Source organism: Luteipulveratus mongoliensis, assembly GCF_001190945.1.
Taxonomy (GTDB): domain Bacteria; phylum Actinomycetota; class Actinomycetes; order Actinomycetales; family Dermatophilaceae; genus Luteipulveratus; species Luteipulveratus mongoliensis.
Genome location: NZ_CP011112.1, coordinates 5,265,049 through 5,284,049, shown reverse-complemented (window position 1 = coordinate 5,284,049; position 19,001 = coordinate 5,265,049). Strand labels below are relative to the sequence as shown.

Annotated in this window: 17 protein-coding genes; 9 read left to right on the top strand and 8 right to left on the bottom strand. The window is 68.1% G+C overall.

The window, feature by feature from the left end; genetic code table 11:
• Positions 1–22 precede the first annotated feature (22 nt).
• Positions 23–925, bottom strand: a complete 903-nt coding sequence (locus VV02_RS25140; protein WP_052596129.1) for an RNA polymerase sigma-70 factor — start codon at positions 923–925, stop codon at positions 23–25.
• 90 nt (positions 926–1,015) lie between these two features.
• On the opposite strand from VV02_RS25140, the gene VV02_RS25135 reads away from it, so the two are divergent.
• Together VV02_RS25135 and VV02_RS25130 are read left to right on the top strand one after the other, a co-directional pair.
• Positions 1,016–1,972: an NAD-dependent epimerase/dehydratase family protein gene (locus VV02_RS25135; RefSeq protein ID WP_052596127.1), complete on the top strand. Its 957-nt coding sequence runs from the start codon at positions 1,016–1,018 to the stop codon at positions 1,970–1,972.
• A gap of 12 nt (positions 1,973–1,984) precedes the next feature.
• Positions 1,985–3,166 carry an MFS transporter gene (locus tag VV02_RS25130; RefSeq protein ID WP_052596125.1) on the top strand — a complete coding sequence of 394 codons (1,182 nt, stop codon included), beginning with the start codon at positions 1,985–1,987 and terminating at the stop codon, positions 3,164–3,166.
• A gap of 149 nt (positions 3,167–3,315) precedes the next feature.
• Here the strand turns inward: VV02_RS25130 and VV02_RS25125 are convergent, their stop codons facing one another.
• Entirely contained in the window at positions 3,316–4,563 is a 1,248-nt protein-coding gene (locus VV02_RS25125; protein WP_052596123.1) for a hypothetical protein, read from the bottom strand.
• 337 nt (positions 4,564–4,900) lie between these two features.
• On the opposite strand from VV02_RS25125, the gene pdhA reads away from it, so the two are divergent.
• From pdhA to VV02_RS25110, 3 genes are read left to right on the top strand one after another with little or no spacing between them, the layout of a single operon-like run.
• Complete coding sequence (pdhA, locus tag VV02_RS25120; RefSeq protein ID WP_052597551.1) at positions 4,901–6,118, top strand: pyruvate dehydrogenase (acetyl-transferring) E1 component subunit alpha; 1,218 nt, start codon at positions 4,901–4,903, stop codon at positions 6,116–6,118.
• Positions 6,118–7,107 carry an alpha-ketoacid dehydrogenase subunit beta gene (locus VV02_RS25115; RefSeq protein WP_052596122.1) on the top strand — a complete coding sequence of 330 codons (990 nt, stop codon included), beginning with the start codon at positions 6,118–6,120 and terminating at the stop codon, positions 7,105–7,107. Before pdhA ends, VV02_RS25115 begins: the two co-directional genes overlap by 1 nt.
• A 25-nt stretch (positions 7,108–7,132) precedes the next feature.
• The gene (locus VV02_RS25110; RefSeq protein ID WP_052596120.1) at positions 7,133–8,602 is read left to right on the top strand and encodes a dihydrolipoamide acetyltransferase family protein; all 1,470 of its coding nucleotides are present in this window, start codon (positions 7,133–7,135) and stop codon (positions 8,600–8,602) included.
• A gap of 79 nt (positions 8,603–8,681) precedes the next feature.
• Here the strand turns inward: VV02_RS25110 and VV02_RS25105 are convergent, their stop codons facing one another.
• Positions 8,682–9,797 carry an integrase core domain-containing protein gene (locus tag VV02_RS25105; protein ID WP_169787648.1) on the bottom strand — a complete coding sequence of 372 codons (1,116 nt, stop codon included), beginning with the start codon at positions 9,795–9,797 and terminating at the stop codon, positions 8,682–8,684.
• 198 nt (positions 9,798–9,995) lie between these two features.
• Complete coding sequence (locus tag VV02_RS25100) at positions 9,996–11,540, bottom strand: carboxylesterase/lipase family protein (RefSeq protein WP_169787755.1); 1,545 nt, start codon at positions 11,538–11,540, stop codon at positions 9,996–9,998.
• 240 nt (positions 11,541–11,780) lie between these two features.
• On the opposite strand from VV02_RS25100, the gene VV02_RS25095 reads away from it, so the two are divergent.
• Complete coding sequence (locus VV02_RS25095; RefSeq protein ID WP_052596115.1) at positions 11,781–12,332, top strand: Uma2 family endonuclease; 552 nt, start codon at positions 11,781–11,783, stop codon at positions 12,330–12,332.
• Positions 12,333–12,336: 4 nt separating this feature from the next.
• On the opposite strand, the gene VV02_RS25090 is transcribed toward VV02_RS25095, so the two are convergent.
• From VV02_RS25090 to VV02_RS25080, 3 genes are all read right to left on the bottom strand, one after another.
• A complete protein-coding gene (locus VV02_RS25090) occupies positions 12,337–13,851 on the bottom strand; it encodes an SDR family NAD(P)-dependent oxidoreductase (protein WP_052597550.1) in 1,515 nt (504 codons plus the stop codon).
• A gap of 66 nt (positions 13,852–13,917) precedes the next feature.
• Positions 13,918–14,442 (bottom strand): pyridoxamine 5'-phosphate oxidase family protein, encoded by a 525-nt coding sequence (locus VV02_RS25085; RefSeq protein WP_052596114.1) that lies wholly within the window; start codon positions 14,440–14,442, stop codon positions 13,918–13,920.
• A gap of 39 nt (positions 14,443–14,481) precedes the next feature.
• Positions 14,482–14,865 (bottom strand): TIGR03618 family F420-dependent PPOX class oxidoreductase, encoded by a 384-nt coding sequence (locus VV02_RS25080; protein WP_052596112.1) that lies wholly within the window; start codon positions 14,863–14,865, stop codon positions 14,482–14,484.
• A gap of 112 nt (positions 14,866–14,977) precedes the next feature.
• Here VV02_RS25080 and VV02_RS25075 point away from each other — a divergent pair, with 112 nt between their 5' ends.
• Positions 14,978–15,430 carry a winged helix-turn-helix transcriptional regulator gene (locus tag VV02_RS25075; RefSeq protein WP_052596110.1) on the top strand — a complete coding sequence of 151 codons (453 nt, stop codon included), beginning with the start codon at positions 14,978–14,980 and terminating at the stop codon, positions 15,428–15,430.
• Between the two features lie 5 nt (positions 15,431–15,435).
• The gene (locus VV02_RS25070) at positions 15,436–16,356 is read left to right on the top strand and encodes an SGNH/GDSL hydrolase family protein (protein WP_245633236.1); all 921 of its coding nucleotides are present in this window, start codon (positions 15,436–15,438) and stop codon (positions 16,354–16,356) included.
• 57 nt (positions 16,357–16,413) lie between these two features.
• Here the strand turns inward: VV02_RS25070 and VV02_RS25065 are convergent, their stop codons facing one another.
• On the bottom strand, positions 16,414–17,007 hold the full coding sequence (locus VV02_RS25065; protein ID WP_052596107.1) for a hypothetical protein: 594 nt from the start codon (positions 17,005–17,007) through the stop codon (positions 16,414–16,416).
• Between the two features lie 191 nt (positions 17,008–17,198).
• Between VV02_RS25065 and VV02_RS25060 the strand changes: the two genes are divergently transcribed.
• Positions 17,199–18,962: a hypothetical protein gene (locus tag VV02_RS25060; protein ID WP_052596105.1), complete on the top strand. Its 1,764-nt coding sequence runs from the start codon at positions 17,199–17,201 to the stop codon at positions 18,960–18,962.
• Positions 18,963–19,001 lie beyond the last annotated feature (39 nt).

Here is a 19,001-nt window from a genome sequence, read left to right as displayed (position 1 = left end):
TGGGTGCCGATGCAGACGGGAATCAGGGAGCGGAGCGAAGCAGCTCGTACAGGTTGCCGACGTCGCCGAGGTGACGCAGCTTGTCGGGGTTGAGCTGGTTGTGCACCGCGACGACCTCGTCCCCGGCCACCTCGACCGACAGCACGGACAGGACAGCACCGTCGGCGCTCGAAACCCGCACTGACGGCTGGCCGTTCGCTTCGACGGCCTCCACCACGGCGCCGAGCCGAGCGCCTTGTCGCAGGAGGCCGCCCAGGAAGCGAGCCACCTGCGTACGCCCGCGCAGCGGCTTGGAGATCGCCGGCGCCTTGCCGCCGCCGTCGCCCTGGAAGGTGACGTCCTCGGCCAGCAGCCGCTCCAGTGCACCGAGCTCGCCGCTGCGCACGGCCTCCATGAAGGCGCCCGCAATGGCCGTACGTCGCCCGTCGTCGGCGGGGAAGCGCGGCTGCGCGTCGTGCACGTGCTGGCGAGCCCGCGTCATCAGCTGACGGCAGCTCGCCTCGGCTCGCTCGACGATCTCGGCGATGCGCGGGTAGGGGTAGTCGAACGCCTCGCGGAGCACGAACACCGCCCGCTCCAGAGGCGAGAGTCGCTCCAGCACGATGAGGAACGCGACCGACACCGTCTCGTCCATCTCGATCCGGTGGCTCGGATCGGGGTCGGCCGCGAGCAGCGGCTCGGGCACCCAGGACCCGACGTACGTCTCTCGCTGGTGCCGGGCCGACCGCAGCACATCGATCGCGAGGCGCGTCGTGACGGTCGTGGCGTACGCGTCCGGCGAGCTCGCGTCGACGCCGCTCTCGTGCATGCGCAGGAACGCGTCCTGTACGACGTCCTCGGCCTCCGCGACGCTGCCGAGCATCCGGTAGGCGATCGAGAACATGAGCGGCCGCAGCTGGTCGTGCTCCACGGCGAGATCGGTCATGCCTCCAGCCTCTCACCGCGCGTGATGTCACACGCCGCGGTCCTCATTCGTCGTACGGGCCAGACCAACGAGAGATGAGGAGCACGAACCATGAAGATCTTCGTCGCCGGAGCCAGTGGAGCCGTCGGAAAGCACCTGGTGCCACAGCTGATTCGGGCCGGACACGACGTCACGGGCAGCACCACGTCCGAGGCCGGGGCGCGACGGCTGAGGGACGCGGGCGTCGTACCCGCGGTGATGGACGGGCTGGATGCGGACTCGGTCCGGGCCGCGGTGCTGGCTGCCGAGCCGGATGTCGTCATCCATCAGATGACCGCGCTGGCGTCGCTGAAGGACATGAAGCACTTCGACCGGCAGTTCCACCGGACCAACCTGCTGCGCACGGACGGTACGGACCACCTGCTGGCCGCGGCTCGGGAGGCGGGGGCGAAGCGATTCATCGCGGCGTCGTACACCGGCTGGCCCAACGAGCGCACTGGCGGTCCGGTCAAGACGGAGGCGGATCCGCTTGATACGCAACCACATTCGGACAGCAAGGAGACCTTGGCAGCGATCCGCTACATGGAGCGCGTCGTGAGCGAGGCAGTCGACATCGAGGGTGTCGTGCTGCGCTACGGCGCGTTCTACGGTCCTGGCAACGCGCTCGCGCCGGGCGGTGAGATGTGGGAGCAGGTACGCGGTCGCAAGCTCCCGCTCGTCGGTGACGCGAGCGGCGTCTTCTCCTTCACGCACATCGAGGACGCGGCCTCGGCTGCTGTCGTAGCGGTCGACCACGGAGGTCCGGGGATCTACAACATCGTCGACGACGAGCCGGCGCCGGTCAGCGTGTGGCTGCCGTACCTGTCGGAGGTCGTCGGTGCCAAACCTCCGCTCCGCGTACCGGCCTGGCTGGCCAAGCCGCTCGCCGGCGGCTTCGCGGTCGGGATGATGACCACCGGGCGCGGCTCGTCCAACGCCAAGGCCAAGCGTGAGCTCGGCTGGACCCCGACGTACGCCTCCTGGCGCGACGGCTTCCGGGCCACCGCAGGGGTCGGTCCAGCCGCCTGATGTGATGAGGGCGTGCTCTCGGCGTACCTTCCTCTGCTGCGTACGCCGGGCGCGCGCCGATTCGTGCTCGGCGCGGCCCTCGCTCGCACGGGCGGAGCGATGTTCGGCGTGGCGGTCGTGGCGATGGTCTCGGGCCGTCGTGAGTCGTACGGCCTCGCCGGCGCCGTCTCCGCGGTCGGGCTCGTGGTGCTCGCCCTCACTGCCGCGGTGGTCGGTCGACTGATCGACCGGTTCGGCCAACGACGGGTGACGCTGCCACTGGCGTTCTGGTCGGCATTGTGGGGCTCGGCACTGATCGTGCTGTCCCTGACATCGGCGCCGGCATGGACGCTGTTCGTCGCCTACGGCTGCTCGGCCGTGGTGGCCAGTACCGGCACGATGTCGCGCGCTCGGTGGTCCCACCTGCTCGCCGACGAGCCCGAGCGGCTGCACACCGCGATGTCGTTCGAGCAGGTCATCGACGAGCTGTCCTTCGTCGCGGGCCCGGCGCTCGCGGTGCTGCTGTCGACGCAGGTCTTCCCGGAGGCGGGCCTTATCGTCGCGGGGCTGTGCTACTCGATCGGTTCACTGGTCTTCCTCTCCGCGCGTGCGACCGAGCCGCCTGTGCACCCCGGATCGCACGAGTCGACCGGGCTGGCTCTGCTGCGGCCGGGCATCGCCCTGCTGTCCGTGGTGATGTTCATGACCGGCGCGATCTTTGGCTCCAACGAGGTCACCACCATCGCGGTGGCCGAGGACCTCGGGCAGAAGGGCTGGTCGGGCCTGGTGCTCGCATTGTTCGCGGTCGGCTCGGCCAGCGCCGGCCTGATCTACGGCGCACGTGCGGTCAGCCTGCCGCTGTCGACCTCGCTGCTCGTCGGCACCGTGGCGATGGTCGTGCTCGAGGCGCCCGTGCTGCTGGCGCACAGCATCTTCTGGCTGAGTGTGGTGATGCTGATCGCGGGTGTCGCCACTGCACCCACGCTCATCACGAGCATGAACCTCTCGCAGCGGCTGGTGCCCGCCCGGCAGGTCAACGAGGCGATGAGCATCGTGCTGACCGGCCTCATCATCGGGGTGGCCGCGGGGTCCGCCGCGAGCGGCTGGGTGATCGAGCAGCACGGCGCGCACGACGGCTTCTGGGTGCCGGTCATCGCCGGCGCGGCCGCCGTCGTACTCGCCGCTCTGGGCCAACGCGCCCTCCGCCGCGCCTGACCCCCTTCTTGGCCGACAGTGCAAGCCGCGTCGCTACCGAAACTCGGGAAGCGACGCGGCTTGCACTGTCGGCCCGGAAGCGGGGGACGTACGACGAGGCGCCCGCCACCCGAAGGTGACAGGCGCCCCGTGGCGTGCGGTGTGAGTGCCTACTTGGCGACGCTCATGTACGCCTTGACCGAGGTCGGGGCGTCCGGCGCGACCAGCTGCGGCAGCACCTTCTCGAACTTCTTGTCGAGCGACATGCTCGGCAGCACCTTGTTGGGGTTGTTCGACGCGGCGACGACCGCAGCACCCCACGCGGACGCAGCGCGCCGCTGGTTGGGCGTGCCGTGGTGACCGCTGGAGTCGAACTGGCAGTCACCCACGTCGTAGAAGGACTGCTGCGCCTGCAGGACCTGGTTCGGTCCCAGGCCGAGGCCCTTCTTGTGCGTCACGAAGTACGTGCCGAACGCATCCGCCATCAGCTCGGTGCGACGAGTCGCCTCCGGGCCGGTGAGGTCGGAGTCGAACAGGTTGTCCTCGTACTGCACGTGGTGCGACATCTCGTGACCGAGAACCGCCTTCGGACCGACCTGGTTGAGGCCGATGCCCTTGAGCGCGGCGAGGATGCCGTCGCCGAAGATCATCTTGTCCTTCAGGTTCTTGAACACCGGGTCGGTCTCGCCGACGGCCGAGAAGGCGAACGCGTTGAGGGTGAAGATCGGGTTCTCACCGTTCTGCAGACCCGCGTCGCCCTTCACGACGCTGATGATGTCGTTGGCCATGTCGATCGCGTCCTGGCCCTCGAGGCCGTAGAACAACGTGACCATCCGAGCGACACGGACCGGGTCGGTGATCATCGAGCCGTGCATCGCCATCAGCTGCACGTCGTTGAGGCGGACGTCCCAGAAGCGCTGGGCGTAGCCGAACGTCGTGGTCAGCGGTGCCTTGTACGCCGCCGGGAGCTGGTAGTCAGCGCCCTTGGACGTGCCGTAGATCAACGAGTCGTACGTCGGGAAGTCCAGGGCGCCGAGGATGCTCAGCAGGAACAGGTTGCCCGGGTCGACGTCCTTAAGGATCGAGTCGACGTAGGCGTCGAGCTTGGTCGGCCCGCACTCGTAGTCGCCCGGGTTGATGACATTGGCAACCTTGGCCTTCAGCACGTCCTGGACCGGCGACGCCTCGATGTTGTGCTTCTTGAGGACGTTGTCGCGACGCGTCTCCCAGTTGGCCGGGAGGCGCTTCATGATCCGGTCGATCGTGGCCTGGTCCTTGGCGGAGACGTTGGACTTGGCGTTGAGGTACTTGGCGGACGGGCTCGACGGGCCGGGCGATGCCTGACTGGGCAGAGCCGTACCGACTGACAGGGCGAGGGCAGCGACGGTCGTCACTGACCAGGCAAGGGTCTTCTTCAAAAGATTTCCTCCTTGGTGAACGGCCGCCCACCGAATCCCCGAATGCGGCCGTTGGTCGCATTCTGAGCACGACCACTCGGTATCAAGAGACAAATCAGGTAAGCCTGCCCTTTTGTTGACCAAGCCTTGAATTTTCGTTTCGCGGGCCGCCGGCGAAAGATTTCGGCGCGCACCGGCGTACGACCGCCCGTCCGTCCCGATTGGTGAGACTGCGAGGGGCGCAGGTAGCCTGCGAAGCACAGGACTGTGAGCGGCGCCACAACGACGTGACGCCGACCGTCGTACGCCGGAGACCCCGGCTGTGCGGGGGACGCGAACCGTCGACCACACCGTGTCGATGGCAAGAGAAGGAGACGCAGTGACCGACGTGCATCCCGAAGGCGTGGTGCGACACCATGAGAACGTGGTGACCCCTCCCGGAGAGCATGACATCACCGACGGCGGACCCGACATGGTCCAGTTCCTCGATGCCGAGGGCAACCGTCTGGCGACCAACGAGACCAATGCCCCTTACGCCGCGATCGTCGAGGCGCTCACCCCCGAGGACGGGCGCGCGATGTATCGCGACCTCGTGCTCGTGCGACGGGTGGACGCCGAAGGCCACGCGCTGCAGCGCCAAGGTGAGTTGGGGCTGTGGCCCTCGCTCCTCGGCCAGGAAGCCGCTCAGGTCGGCGCCGGCCGCGCGATGCGCAAGCAGGACTACGCCTTCCCGGGCTATCGGGAGCACGGCGTCGCCTGGTGCAAGGGCGTCCCGCCCGAAAACCTCCTCGGCATGTTCCGCGGAGTCAACAACGGTGGCTGGGACTCCAACGAGAACAACTTCCACCTCTACACGATCGTCATCGGCAACCAGATGCTGCACGCGACCGGCTACGCCATGGGCGTGCAGCGCGACGGCGCGGTCGGCACGGGCGATGAGTCCCGCGACACCGCCGTCATGGCGTTCACCGGCGACGGCGGCACGGCACAGGGCGACTACAACGAGGCGCTGGTCTTCGCCGGCGTCGCCAACGCGCCCGTCGTGTTCTTCGTGCAGAACAACCAGTGGGCGATCTCCGAGCCCAACTACAAGCAGTTCCGCATCCCGCCCTACTTGCGCGCCCGCGGCTTCGGCTTCCCGGGTGTCCGGGTCGATGGCAACGACGTGCTCGCGACGTACGCCGTCGCGAAGGTTGCGCTGGACGCCGCCCGGTCCGGGCAGGGCCCGACGCTGATCGAGGCGTTCACCTATCGGATGGGTGCCCACACCACCTCCGATGACCCGACCAAGTACCGCGTCGCGGCCGAGGTCGACATCTGGCGTGAGAAGGACCCGATCAAGCGAATGCGCGGTTTCCTGGAGACCAAGGGCTACGCCGACCAGGAGTTCTTCGACGGCGTCGACGCCGAAGCCGATGAGCTGGCCGCGCGCATCCGCAAGGCCTGCCAGGAGATGCCCGACCCCGAGCTGCCGACGATGTTCGACGACATCTATGTCGACGAGCACCCGGTCGTGGCCGCTGAGAAGGCCGAATTCGTCTCCTACCACGCATCGTTCGAGGGAGCGGGTCACTGATGGCCGCCCAGAAGCTCACGCTCGCCAAGGGTCTCAACTCCGGCCTCCGCGCCGCGATGGAGGCGGACCCCAAGGTGGTCCTGATGGGTGAGGACGTCGGCAAGCTCGGCGGCGTCTTCCGCATCACCGAAGGCCTTCAGAAGGACTTCGGCGAGGACCGCGTCATCGACACGCCGCTCGCGGAGTCCGGCATCGTCGGCACCGCGATCGGCCTGTGCCTGCGCGGCTACCGGCCCGTGGTCGAGATCCAGTTCGACGGGTTCGTCTACCCGGCGTTCGACCAGATCATCAGCCAGGTCGCCAAGATGCACGCCCGCTCGCTGGGTGCGCTGCGTCTGCCGATGGTCATCCGCATCCCCTACGGCGGCGGCATCGGCGCGGTCGAGCACCACTCCGAGTCCAACGAGGCCTACTTCGCCCACACGGCCGGCCTGCGAGTCGTCACGTGCGCGGACCCGGCTGACGCGTACTGGATGATGCAGCAGGCCATCGCCTCCGATGACCCGGTCGTGTTCTACGAGCCCAAGCGTCGCTACCACGAGCGCGCCGAGGTCGACCTCGACGAGACCGTCGGCGCGCCGCTCGGACTGCACCAAGCGGCCGTACGCCGTGAGGGCACCGACGTCACGCTCGTCACCTACGGTCCGATGGTCAAGACGTGCCTGCAAGCCGCGGAAGCCGCTGCAGCAGAAGGCATCTCGCTGCACGTCCTCGACCTGCGCTCGCTCTCCCCGCTCGACACCGGTGCGATCGCGGAGGCTGCCAAGCGGACCGGTCGCATCGTCGTCGTGCACGAGGCGTCAACGTTCCTGGCCATGGGCTCCGAGGTCGCGTCGTTCATCCAGCAGGAGTGCTTCTATCACCTGGAGGCGCCGGTGCTGCGCGTCGGCGGCTACAACATCCCCTACCCGCCCAGCCGTTTCGAGGAGGAGTTCCTCCCCAACCTCGATCGTGTCCTGGACGCCGTCGACAAGTCCCTGGCGTACTGAGCCGCGAGCAAGGAGAACGGGTTTCATGGCTGTGAAGCAGTTCAACCTCCCCGATCCCGGTGAGGGTCTGGTCGAGGCGGAGATCGTCACCTGGAAGGTCAAGGCGGGCGACACCGTCAAGACCAACGACATCGTGGTCGAGATCGAGACCGCCAAATCGCTCGTCGAGCTGCCCATCCCCTGGGAGGGCACGGTCGTTGAGATCCTGGTCGCCGAGGGCACCACGGTTGATGTGGGTGCTCCCATTGTCACGGTGGATGTGGTTGGTGCTGAAGAAGATTCGGCCCCGTTGGTAGCGCCCGCGGCTTCGTCTGAAGATGAAGGTGAGCGGGTTGCCAACCTCGTCGGGTACGGGCCATCCGCCGGTACGACTAGCCGTCGAGCACGTAAGGCTGCTGGTTCGAGTCCGGCTCCGGCAGGGGGGCCTGCTGCGCGGACCGACCATCCGGCCTCGCAAGCTCCGCCTCCCGCCAGGCCCATCCAGTCCGCTCCGCAGGCCCCCCTGCCTGCGCCTCTCCCGGACGTCACTTCTCCGGCCGCCACCGCTGGTCGAGTAGGCGAGCGCCCTGGCGCGAGCCGTATCGAGACCAAGGTGCTGGCTAAGCCTCCGGTGCGGAAGTTCGCCAAGGACAACGGGATTGATCTGTCCCAGGTGATTCCGACGCGCGAGGACGGTGTCGTGTCGCGCGCGGACGTCGAGGCCTTCATTGCTGGTGGCGTGCCCGAGGTGACGCCGACGGCACAAGGTGCGCCACCGGCGTACGGCATGGTGGCCGGGGAGCGGGAGACGCGGATCCCGGTCAAGGGCGTGCGCAAGATGACGGCGCAGGCGATGGTCGGCTCGGCGTTCACGGCGCCGCACGTGACGGAGTTCATCACCGTCGACGTCACGCGCACGGTGGAGCTCGTCGAGAGGCTCAAGGCTGATCGCGAGTTCCGCGACGTGAAGGTCACGCCGCTGCTGGTGCTGGCCAAGGCGCTGTGCGTCGCGATCCGGCGCAACCCGGGTATCAACGCGACCTGGGACGAGGCGGCGCAGGAGATCGTCCAGAAGAGCTACGTCAACCTCGGCATCGCGGCGGCCACGCCGCGTGGGCTGCTGGTGCCCAACATCAAGGAAGCCCAGTCACTCGACCTGCGCGGCCTGGCCGCCGCGCTCGGTGGGCTGATCGCCACGGCCCGGGAGGGTCGTACGCAGCCGGCCGAGATGTCCGGCGGCACCATCACGATCACCAACGTGGGCGTCTTCGGCGTCGACACCGGCACCCCGATCATCAACCCGGGCGAGTCGGCGATCGTCTGCTTCGGCGCGATCCGCAAGCAGCCGTGGGTGGTGACCGACGCGGACGGCAACGACGCGATCGTCCCGCGGCACGTCACCCAGCTGGCGGTGTCGTTCGACCACCGGTTGATCGATGGCGAGCTCGGCTCGCGGTTCCTGGCCGATGTGGCCGCGATCCTTGAGGACCCGAGCCGCGGACTCGTCTGGGGCTGAGCACTGGCACGACAGGGTCCTGGTCACCGTGCGCTCGAGCGCACTGTGATGTCTCAGGACATCGGTGACAGTTTGCGGTTCAGGACTTCGGTGACGCTTTGGCGATTCGTTGGTAGCCACCTTTGGCGACAGTGAGGGTGATCTCGCGTATGAGGTTGTTGCCGATGAAGATGGCCAGGTGGCGTCCGCGGTGGATCACGAGGACCTCCTGCGAGGCGACTTTCTTGCTGACGCCGACCAGGACGCCTTCGATCCCGATGGAGCCGTTCTTGGCCACGATGCGGCGGGTTACATAGACCGGTGCAGTCGTGGCTGGCCCGGGCTGGTCTTTGGGACCTAGCTCGTAGCGCTGGGCTGGTGTCAGGCCATCGAGATGTTGGTGACGCCGCCGATGGTTGTAGTGCTCGCGGTAGCGATCCAGCAGGTCTTGCAACTGTGCGAGGTCCTGGGCAGGCGGGCGTTTGCGGAGCCATTTCAAGCAGGTCTGATGGGCTCGTTCGACCTTGCCGCAGGTTTGCGGGTGTCCGACCGAGGAGGTGAAGTGGTGCACGCCGAGGACATTGGCGTTCGTTTCCAGGGTCGATGTCCAGCCTCGACGGCGACCTGAGAACGCGGTGCCGTTGTCGGTGAGCAGCTGTGCTGGCAGCCCGTACCTCTGGACTGCGCCGGCGAATGCCGCCCACACGTCCTGGGAGTTCTCGCTGCGAGCGGCGTGGCAAGCCAGGTCCATCCGTGAGCAGTCATCCACGAGGTGCAGCACGACAACGATGGCTCCGGAGGCCAGGGTGTACTCGAATCCGTCCATCTGCCAACGGGTGTTGGGGTGGGCGGCCTCGAACCGACGCCGATGCCGGCTGGGAGCCCGCCGTGGCACCAGGACCAGCAGACCGCGACGCTTAAGGACTCGGTTGATCGTCGACCGCGATGGGACACCGTGCATCGTGACCGGCCACTCAGCGGGGTGATCCAGCAGCCAGTACACGATCGAGTTCGCTCCGGCGTCCCAGCCCTGATCCTCTAAACGCTTGCGGGCCAACACAATCAGGTCCTCGACAACGGACGAGACGGCTGTCGGACAGGCGTGCGGGCGGCGCGAATCGGGGTAGAAGCCCGACACTCCTGAAGCGGCAAACCGGGCCAAGTACTTGTAGAACGACTTACGCGACAGGCCCTGCTGGGCACAAAATGCCGCCACGTTCACACAGTCGCCTCGATGCTTCGCAGCTACCGCCGCCGCTACTTCAGGACCGATCGGCTCAGCATCACTTCTACCCATAACTCATCATCCGGTCCAGGACACCGTCACCGATGTCCTGGACCGAAAGAGTGTTACCGATGTCCTGAGCCTTGACAGTGCGCTCGAGCGCACGGTGACCAGGACCTTCTGCTGTCCCTAACCCACGGATCGCCAGAAGTCGCAATGGTGCTCGGCGGCGATGTCGACGGTCTTGGTCTCGCCGATGCTCAGTGACAGTGCCTTGCCGGGGCGGTACGCCGGCCAGCCGGCTCCAGGACGACCGGTGCTGGCGAACGTGGTCCAGTGCCGCACCATCTCCTCACCGAGCGGCGCCTCCTCAGGCGTCAGGGGCGGCTGCGGGTACGCCCCTCCGCGGCTGTCGAGCAGGTAGCGCAGGTCCGAGGTGTGGAAGGCGCCGAGCGGGAAGTCGCCGCCTGGCTGACTCGAGGGCTGGGCGAACTCGTAGGCGTAGACCCGACCGCGCGACGCGTCGTTCGCAGGCAGCTGCTGGCAGGCGCCGATGAACCGACCCTCGTCGGTGAGGATGGCCGCGAGCGCAGCGCCCGGGGCGGGGTAGTCCTCCAGGCGGTAGCGGCGCAGCACGGCTGCCGCTTCCGCGCCGTACAGATCGCGCACTGCGCCGGGGAACTGCTCGGCCGTGAGCGGATCTGCTCCGTATCGACCCGCAACGAAGCCGCGCATCTCCTCACGTGTGCCGCCCTGGATGAGTGCGATGCGGTCGGCCGCACCGTGGCGGAGGGCCGTGAGCGGCTGGACGGGCAGGACGGGCGTACCTGCGACCGGCAGCCAGGTCCGATCGACGCCACGGCGGGCGAGCGGTGGATTCGGGGGACTACTCACGACAATCTGTGCGGCCGGCCGAGATCGCAGGCATGCCAAGGCATCTGGGGCATCCACGCAGCCCACCGCCTGAGTGACCGACGCCGCGCGTGCTCGGGCCTGCGGTCGGGTCAGGGCCGGGTTGCCGCAGGGCGCACTCTGCACGATGGCTTTGTCGAACAGCCCGCGTGCGAGCGGTGAGGCGATCTGCGCGCACACACTGAACCCGCCTGCCGACTGTCCCCACAGCGTCACATTGCGCGGGTTGCCACCGAATCGACCGATGTTGGCGCGCACCCAGCGGAGCGCTGCTGCCTGGTCGGCGAGCCCGAAGTTGCCCGACGCGGGGTCACGCGACGCACGGTGATCGAGGAAGCCGAGCGCACCGAGTCGGTAGTTCACGGTCACCACGACCGCGCCCTCACGCGTGAGCCGGGTGCCGTCGTACACATCGCCTGAACCACTGGTGAAGCCACCGCCGTGCAGGAACACGATGACGGGTGCAGATCCCGAGATCCGTTGAGGCGCTTGAACATTGAGATAGAGACAGTCCTCGCTACCGGTGGTCTGCCCAGGTGTGGGGGCAGCCTGTACGCAGGGGGAGCCAGGGGTGGTGGCGTCACGTGTGCCGGCCCAGGGTTCCGGCGGGCGCGGGCTGCGCCAGCGGAGCGTGCCCACGGGTGGCTTCGCATAGGGGAGGCCCTCGAACAGGTTCGTTCCGCTGACCTTCTCGCCACGGGCGAGTCCGCTTGCGGTGCGTACGACGGGTGGGGAATCTCCTTGCCCCGCAGCGGCGGACGCCAACGCAGGCGGGGCGGTGCTCGCGACGAGGGCTGCGCCGGCGAGGGACGCGAGACGCATACGGGTGAGGCTGAGCATGATGGACGGCTCCTGCCGGCTCGGCTGATCGGGATGCTTCGAGCATCGGCCGATCGCGAGCTGCGGTCGTCCGTCGTACGTCGAGGTGCGCCTACGTCCAGCGTTGAGCGACGTCGTCCACACCTGCAGCGCGATCGCGGTCCCTGTCCACAGGGTCCGACACCGAGTCGCGCAGTCGTCGGCCCGCCGCAAACCTTGGCGGCATGACGCGAAGGAGGCACGATGGTGGCTGTGACGACCATGCCGCAGAGCCGACCGCTCACCTGGCGCGATCTGGAGGATCGCCCCGATGACGGTCACCGCTACGAGCTCATCGATGGTGCGCTCGTCGTGACGCCGGCGCCCCACTGGCGCCACCAGCGCGGGGTGACCCAGCTGTGGCTCGCGCTCCATGCAGAGTGCCCCGACGAGCTCGAGGTGTTCGTCGCGCCGCTGGATGTCCGTCTCGCCGAGGACACCGTGCTGCAGCCTGACGTGCTGGTCGCCCGTCGCTCTGACCTGACCGAGCGCTATCTTGCGGCCTCGCCGGTCCTGGCGGTGGAGATCCTGTCGCCGAGCACTCGCCTGATCGACCTGAACCTCAAGAAGGCGCGCTACGAGGCAGCCGGGTGCCCGTCGTACTGGGTGATCGACCCGGTCGAGCCGTCGTTGATCGCCTGGGACCTCCAGGACCGTGAGTACGTCGAGGTGGCGCACGTCCGCGGCGACGAGGCGTTCGAGGCCACTCTCCCATTCGCGGTCACGATCACCCCGTCCGCACTGGTGAGCGACTGAGGCGTCACCAGGGGCTGGGCTTGAAGTCCTTCACGAAGCAGCCGTAGAGATCCTCGCCGGCCTCGCCGCGCACGATCGGGTCATAGACCCGGGCGGCACCATCGACCAGGTCGAGTGGCGCGTGCCAGCCTTCGGCGGCGAGCCGCAGCTTTTCGTCGTGCGGCCGCTCGTCGGTGATCCAGCCGGTGTCGACCGCGGTCATCAGGATCCGATCGGACTCGAACATCTCCTCGGAGCTGGTGCGCGTCAGCATGTTGAGCGCCGCCTTGGCCATGTTGGTGTGCGGGTGGCCGGCGCCCTTGTATCGGCGGGAGAACTGGCCCTCCATCGCCGAGACGTTGACGACGTACGCGCGCCTCGCGCCGTGCTGCACGGCGGCCCGCATGGCGGGGCGCAGCCGGGAGACGAGGATGAACGGCGCGGTCGAGTTGCAGAGCTGCACCTCGAGCAGCTCCAACGGGTTGACCTCCTCGACCTTCTGGGTCCAGGAGTTGTTGCGCTGCAGGTCCGGCAGCAGGCCGCCCGCGTCGATCGCCGTACCTGCCTGGTGCGCCTCAAGACTCGCGTGGCCGGCGGACAACGCCAGCGCGGTCATCGAGGCGGCGTTCTGCGCGAGCGCGTGCTCGACCGACTCGCCCTCGTGATGAGCCACCGCGTGATCCTCGAGCGCGCCCGCGATCGCGGCCGGGTGCGCCTCGCTGATCCGGTCGAACGTCACCATCTCCGGAAGCGTGAGATCGCTTGGCAGTGGGGCGGATTCGAGCTCGACGAGCTGGCTGTAGGAACCCGGCGACCGGCGTACGGTCTGAGCCGCGTTGTTGATCAGGATGTCCAGCGGCCCAGCGGCGGTGACCTCGTCGGCGAGCGCGACGACCTGGGTCGGGTCGCGCAGGTCGATGCCGACGATCTTGAGCCGGTCGATCCAGTCGGCGCTGTCCTCGAGGGATGCGAAGCGGCGCATCGCGTCCTTGGGGAAGCGCGTGGTGATGGTCGTGTGGGCGCCGTCCCGCAGCAGCCGCAGCGCGATGTACATCCCGATCTTCGCGCGCCCACCCGTGAGCAGGGCGCGCTTGCCGGTGAGGTCGGTGCGCTGGTCGCGCTTGGCGTGGGAGAAGGCTGCGCAGTCCGGGCAGAGGCCGTGGTAGAACGCGTCGACGAGCGTGTAGTCGGTCTTGCAGATGTAGCAGCCCTGCGGGTTGATCAGCTCGCCCGCGTGGGCTCCCTTGGCGGTGGACACCAGCGGGATGCCTCGGGTCTCGTCGTCGATGCGCATCGGCGAACCTGTCGCCGTCGACTCGATGACCGCGCGGTCGGCCTTGCGCTCGGCCCAGGTCTTGGCGCTGCGGCGGCCCTTCTTGAGCCGCTTGTACATGCCGGACGCGGCCCGCTTGACCGTGACATGGTCCGGGTGGTCCTCAGGGAGCTTGTCCAGCTCGGCGAGCACGCGCACGGTCGTCGCGATGTCCTCGGGAGAGAACCGCGCTGCGGTGTCGTCGTCGTTCGGCTGGTCCTGTTGCACCGCAGCAGCGTAGTTGGCGCAGCGCGTGCCGCCGAACACGAAGTCGCGGTGCCCGCAGGCGGGTCCTCAGGCGGAGATGCCGCGGCCGCGCAGCAACGCCTCACGATCCATGGCGTAGCCGACCATCCACGTCGGCTGATAGCGGTAGAGCCGTACGTCGTCTCCCCAGCTCAGCGGTGAGCTCCCGTAGTGCGCGGTCCAGTGCGCGAGGGTCTCCTCGAAGTCCTCGTCCGAGGACAGCAGCTCCTCGGCCCGGCCATGGCTGAACAGCGCGACCTCCTCGCCGTCGACGTGCGCGACGCTGACCGTCGGCCGAGCCGCCATATGCCGGCCCTTGGCCGAGCCCGCGCTGGTGCCGAACGACCAGGTGCCGTGCAGGAAGTGCCCGTCCATCGCGCTGATCCGCGGCTCGCCTGACGCCGTGACGGTCGCGACGCTGAGCACCTTCATGCCCGTCATCAGCGCGACGATGTCCTGCGCGGTCAGCACTCGCTCGTCGTTGATGATGTTCTTGAGGTGGCCGGTCGAGGACGTGTGCGACCGGTCGAGCAGGTCCTGCAGGCCGGCGATCTCCTCCGCTGTCTCCTTCACCTGTCACACCGTAGGCGTGGCCGCCGACATCGGACCGGCTCAGCGGACGCCGACGGTCTGCCGCTCGGGCTCGATCACACCGACGACGCGGTCCTGCTCGCGCGAGTAGGGCTGCCCGATGTACTTCATCGCGATCCGGTCGATGATCGCCCAGGCGGCGTCGCCCTCGATCCACTCGACGACCCGGCCGCGCACGATGACCGGCTCGTACGGGTTGTCGGCCGGCGCGACGGACAGCGCCACTCGCGGGTCGCGCTGCAGGTTGCGCGCCTTGCGTGACTGCGGGCCGGTCAGGAAGACGATTCGCTCGCCCTCGGTGTCGACCCACAGCGGGATCGAGTGCGGTGAGCCATCGGGGAGGACGGTGGCGAGGTGGGCCATGTTGGTTCCGGTGATGGCGCGTCGTACGTCGTTGTCCAGCATGTCGGTCTCCTAGCGGGCGTTGTCGGTCAGTCACATCGAAGTTCCTTAAGGGAACGTCGCCAACGTAGCACGTCGAGTTCCTTAAGGGAATCCCATTTGTTAGAGTCGAGCCATGCAGCGGACCAACTTCGGTGAGATGGCGTGCTCGATCGCGCGGACACTCGATGTCATCGGAGAGCCCTGGTCGCCGCTGATCCTGCGAGACGTGTTCGTCGGGCTCGACCGGTTCGAGCAGATCCAGGCGGACCTTGGGATCTCTCGCAAGGTGCTCACGGAGCGCCTCAACCACCTGGTCGAGCACGACGTGCTCGAGCGCCGCCCGTACGACCGCCGCCCCCGCTATGAGTACGTCCTCACCGAGCGGGGGACAGAGCTGGTCGACCTGCTGATGGTGATGATCGCCTGGGGCGACAAGTGGCTGGCCGGAGAAGCCGGACCGCCTGTGCTCTACCGGCACCACGCCTGCGGCGAGATCAGCCACGTCGATCTGCGCTGCGCACACTGTGGCGAGCCGATGCACGCCGGCGACGTCGACGTCCTTCCAGGACCGGGCTCCGCGCCGTGACCCTGATGCGCAACCCGTTCGTACGCCGATCGCTCGCCGCCGCTCTCGCGGCCACCTTGGCGCTCGCGGTGGCGGCGTGCGACGACGACGGCGGGGGCGCAGGCGGGGCCGGGGCCGGAGGCGGGGCCGGGGCCGGAGGGGCCGGCCCGTCAGATGCCAGGCGGCGCTACGTCGCGATCGGAGACTCCTACACCTCGGCGTCCCGCGTGCCGCAGGTCAAGCGTGGCGATCCGTGCAGCCAGTCCTCGAACAACTACCCCAAGCAGCTGAGCCGGCTGGTTGATGGCTACGAGCTGGTGGACGTCTCGTGTGCAGGAGCCACGACGAGCGAGGCCACCAGCGGGTCGCGTGGCGGGCGCCCTCCGCAGCTCGATGCGGTGACGGCCGGCACGTCGCTCGTCACGATCTCGCTCGGCGCCAACGACGAGCGGGTGTTCGGGCGGATGGTCAACGGTTGTGCGGCCATCGCTGCGGAGGACCCTCAGGGCAGCCCGTGTCGCGATGCGTTCGGCGACGGAGGGTCAGATGGGCTGCTGGCCGCGCTCGGTCGGACGCGCACCCGGCTCACGGGCCTGATCCGCGCGATCCGGACCCGGGCGCCGTCGGCCCGCATCATCGCGGTGGGCTATCCGGCGCTCTCGACCGCGACGGACTTCTGTCCGCAACGGCTGAAGTGGGCACGCGGCGACTACGCCTACACGGCCGCAGTGTTCAGCCGACTCAACTGGGCGGTCCAAGGTGCCGCGCGCGACGCCGGCGTCGAGTACGTCGACGTGCAGACGGCCTCCGCCGGGCACGGCATCTGCTCAGCCGAGCCGTGGGTCAACGGCACCGACGTCCACGCGGAGGCGGCGACGATGCATCCGTTCGCCCGCGAGCAGGCGGCGGTCGCCCGGATGCTGCGCGATCGCGTACAGACCGGTTGAACGTCCTGGACATCGCGCGGTCGAGCGCGCGGAGCCCAGGACGTTCGGGTCGGGTCGTCAGCGCAGGAACGCGAAGCGCTGCACGATCGGCAGCCGGTCCCACCAGGTGGCGAGGCTGAAGCGGCGCGCGGCCGGGAGGGCAGCGAGCCCGACGAGGAGCAAGCCGTAGACGACGTGCTGATCGACGATCGGGTTGGTCTCGGGCACGAGGAGCGCGAGGCGCAGGCTGAGCATCAGCAGCACGCCGGAGATCGTGGCGATTCGGGTGGCGACGCCGAGGATGACCGCGACGCCGACGCCACCCATGCCGAGCATGAACAGCCAGTCGAAGATCGAGACCCCGGCCATCGACTCGTAGGCCGACGAGAACGGGCTGTCCGTGCCCTGGGACAGGAAGCCCTTGGTCGGAGAGTTGCCGTGGATCCAGGCCTTCGGCCCGAAGCGGTCGACGACATCGGTCTCGGGGTTGCGTCCGGTGGAGTACCCGAGCGCTAGCAGCTTGTCGAGGAAGGTCCACAGAAAGACCAGTCCGACGGCGATGCGCAGCGCCGGCCAGACCCAGAACTGGGCGGAGGCGAAGGGTAGGGCGCGCCCCGGGACCTTGGTTGCGGCCGGGCTGAGCGTGGTCTCGTCGACCTGGGTGTTGGTCATGACTCTCCTGAGTAAGGCAAACCTCACGATGGTGAAGGCGAACCTAACTGCGAGTTCGTTGAACCTTCAATATGGGATGAGTCACGCGGCAACTTTGCCGATTCTTGATCGGCGTTCTGCTACCTCGGGGCGGGCCTGCGTGGTTCTATCAGCGCGAGGATGGGGAGTCCTCCTGGGAATGAGGGGGACGCATGACCCGTGAGCTGACCGCGCCTGCCGGTGCCGCTCGCCTGGCCGATCGTCGGCCCAGGTGGGTCGAGTTGAGCACTCGGAGCTGGCGGGGCGTGCCGATCCGGGTCTGGCTCCTGGTCGCGCTGGTGACGGCACCGTTGGTGTTCTTCACCGCCCGGTTCCTGCTGGACGGCTGGCTCCCGCAAGGCGACGAAGCGATCATGGCGGTCCGTGCGCGCGACGTCTGGAGCAGTCACCCGCCGTTGAGCGGTATGCGCTCCACGAGCGGACTGAGCGCGCCGGGGGTCGCGGCGCATCACCCCGGGCCCATGCAGTTCTACGTCCTCGCGCCTCTCTTCGCCCTCACGGGCTGGTGGCTCGGGTCGCTCTTGGTGACGTCTCTGCTGGTGACGGCCGGCTTCGCAGCGACTGCGATCGTTGCGGCCCACCGAGCAGCGGGATGGGGCGCAGCCGTCGTTGCGGCGACGGTCGTCCTCGCGATGGAGCGGTTGTTCGGCGAACACATCGTGCTGCCCTGGAACGTGTGGCAGCCCACGGTCGGTTTGCTCGCTGTGCTGTTCCTTGCGTGGCGGCTCGTTCTTGGTCAGCTCACCGCCATGGTCCCGTACGTCGTCTGCGCGAGCTACGTGGCGCAGGGCCACATCCTCTTCTTGCCCGTCGTCGGGCTGGTGACCGCTTCACTCACGGTCATCGGCCTCGTCCGCTGGCGTCGCAAACGGGAGGCGTACTGGCCGATTCCCGGTTATCGGCCCTCAACGCGGCAGGCGGCCTGGCGCCGCAGGGGCTGGATCACCTGTGCGGTAGTCGTGTTGTGCTGGCTCCCTGTCCTGATCGAGACGATGGTCATCACGCCTAACAACGTCCATGAGCTGCTTGCACTGGGAACCAGCGACGAGGGCAAACCCAAGGTCGGGCTGGAGCTGGGGCTCGGGTTCGTGCTGTCGTGCTTTGTACCCTTGGCCGACAATCCAGTGACCAATGTGTACACCCATGCCAGTGCGCTGCAGCTAAGCCTGAGCGTGCTGGTCGTGGTGCTGGCGGTGCTGACGCTGGTGCTGCCACGGGCGTACGTCCGGCGCTGTCGACTCGCGCCCGTCCGCCCAGGTGTTGCACTGGGGCTGCTGAGCAGCCTCCCGGTGATCTGGATGGCCTCGAGTGTGAGGGAGGAGCTTCAGATCGCGTACTCCGTGTTCGCCATCGCCGCAGCCTTGCTGGTCACCGGCTTGGTGGCATGGTGGCTCTATCGCGTGGGTGTCCGCTACGTGACGGCGTCGGTGCGAGGCGTGCCCGTTGCCCCAGCGGCAGCGGGGGTTGGCATCGCGCTCGTCCTGATGCTCGTGTCGCCCTCCTTTCTGTCGGGAGCGGCCATGGGCAACTACGACGGCGATGTCGATCGCGCGGCGCGCGTCACGACGGCGGTCCGATCGAGGATTGCTAGCGAGGGTCTGCAGGGGCGTGCGGTCGCCGTCGAAGTGCCGGGTCGCCTGGCCTGGTTCAGCCTGGGTTCGGCGGTCACCGCTGGACTTACGGTCGACGGTCACCAGGTCTATTTCGACGTCCTCTGGGGAGGGCTTCCGCAAGACGACGACCACCGTCGGCTCAGGAACGCACCGACCGATGCCGTCAAGGTCATCATCCGCGATCGCGTGCGTGGCGAAGCCTGGAACCGGCACCCGGTGCCGCCGCACCCGACCGCGGTGCTTCCCTTCACGTTCGTCATCGGCCCGCAGACGGTCGACGTCGAGGTACTGATCCAGCGCTGACCCCAACCGGCGAAAGTTGGGGTCAGCGCCGCCATGACG

Coding starts and splice junctions, on each gene's coding strand:
- VV02_RS25095 (WP_052596115.1), top strand. CDS start 11,781: ATGGTGGCTGTGACGACCATGCCGCAGAGCCGACCGCTCACCTGGCGC.
- VV02_RS25080 (WP_052596112.1), bottom strand. CDS start 14,865: ATGCTGGACAACGACGTACGACGCGCCATCACCGGAACCAACATGGCC.
- VV02_RS25110 (WP_052596120.1), top strand. CDS start 7,133: ATGGCTGTGAAGCAGTTCAACCTCCCCGATCCCGGTGAGGGTCTGGTC.
- VV02_RS25060 (WP_052596105.1), top strand. CDS start 17,199: ATGACCCGTGAGCTGACCGCGCCTGCCGGTGCCGCTCGCCTGGCCGAT.
- VV02_RS25070 (WP_245633236.1), top strand. CDS start 15,436: ATGCGCAACCCGTTCGTACGCCGATCGCTCGCCGCCGCTCTCGCGGCC.
- VV02_RS25100 (WP_169787755.1), bottom strand. CDS start 11,540: ATGCGTCTCGCGTCCCTCGCCGGCGCAGCCCTCGTCGCGAGCACCGCC.
- VV02_RS25075 (WP_052596110.1), top strand. CDS start 14,978: ATGCAGCGGACCAACTTCGGTGAGATGGCGTGCTCGATCGCGCGGACA.
- VV02_RS25115 (WP_052596122.1), top strand. CDS start 6,118: ATGGCCGCCCAGAAGCTCACGCTCGCCAAGGGTCTCAACTCCGGCCTC.
- pdhA (WP_052597551.1), top strand. CDS start 4,901: ATGGCAAGAGAAGGAGACGCAGTGACCGACGTGCATCCCGAAGGCGTG.
- VV02_RS25140 (WP_052596129.1), bottom strand. CDS start 925: ATGACCGATCTCGCCGTGGAGCACGACCAGCTGCGGCCGCTCATGTTC.
- VV02_RS25065 (WP_052596107.1), bottom strand. CDS start 17,007: ATGACCAACACCCAGGTCGACGAGACCACGCTCAGCCCGGCCGCAACC.
- VV02_RS25135 (WP_052596127.1), top strand. CDS start 1,016: ATGAAGATCTTCGTCGCCGGAGCCAGTGGAGCCGTCGGAAAGCACCTG.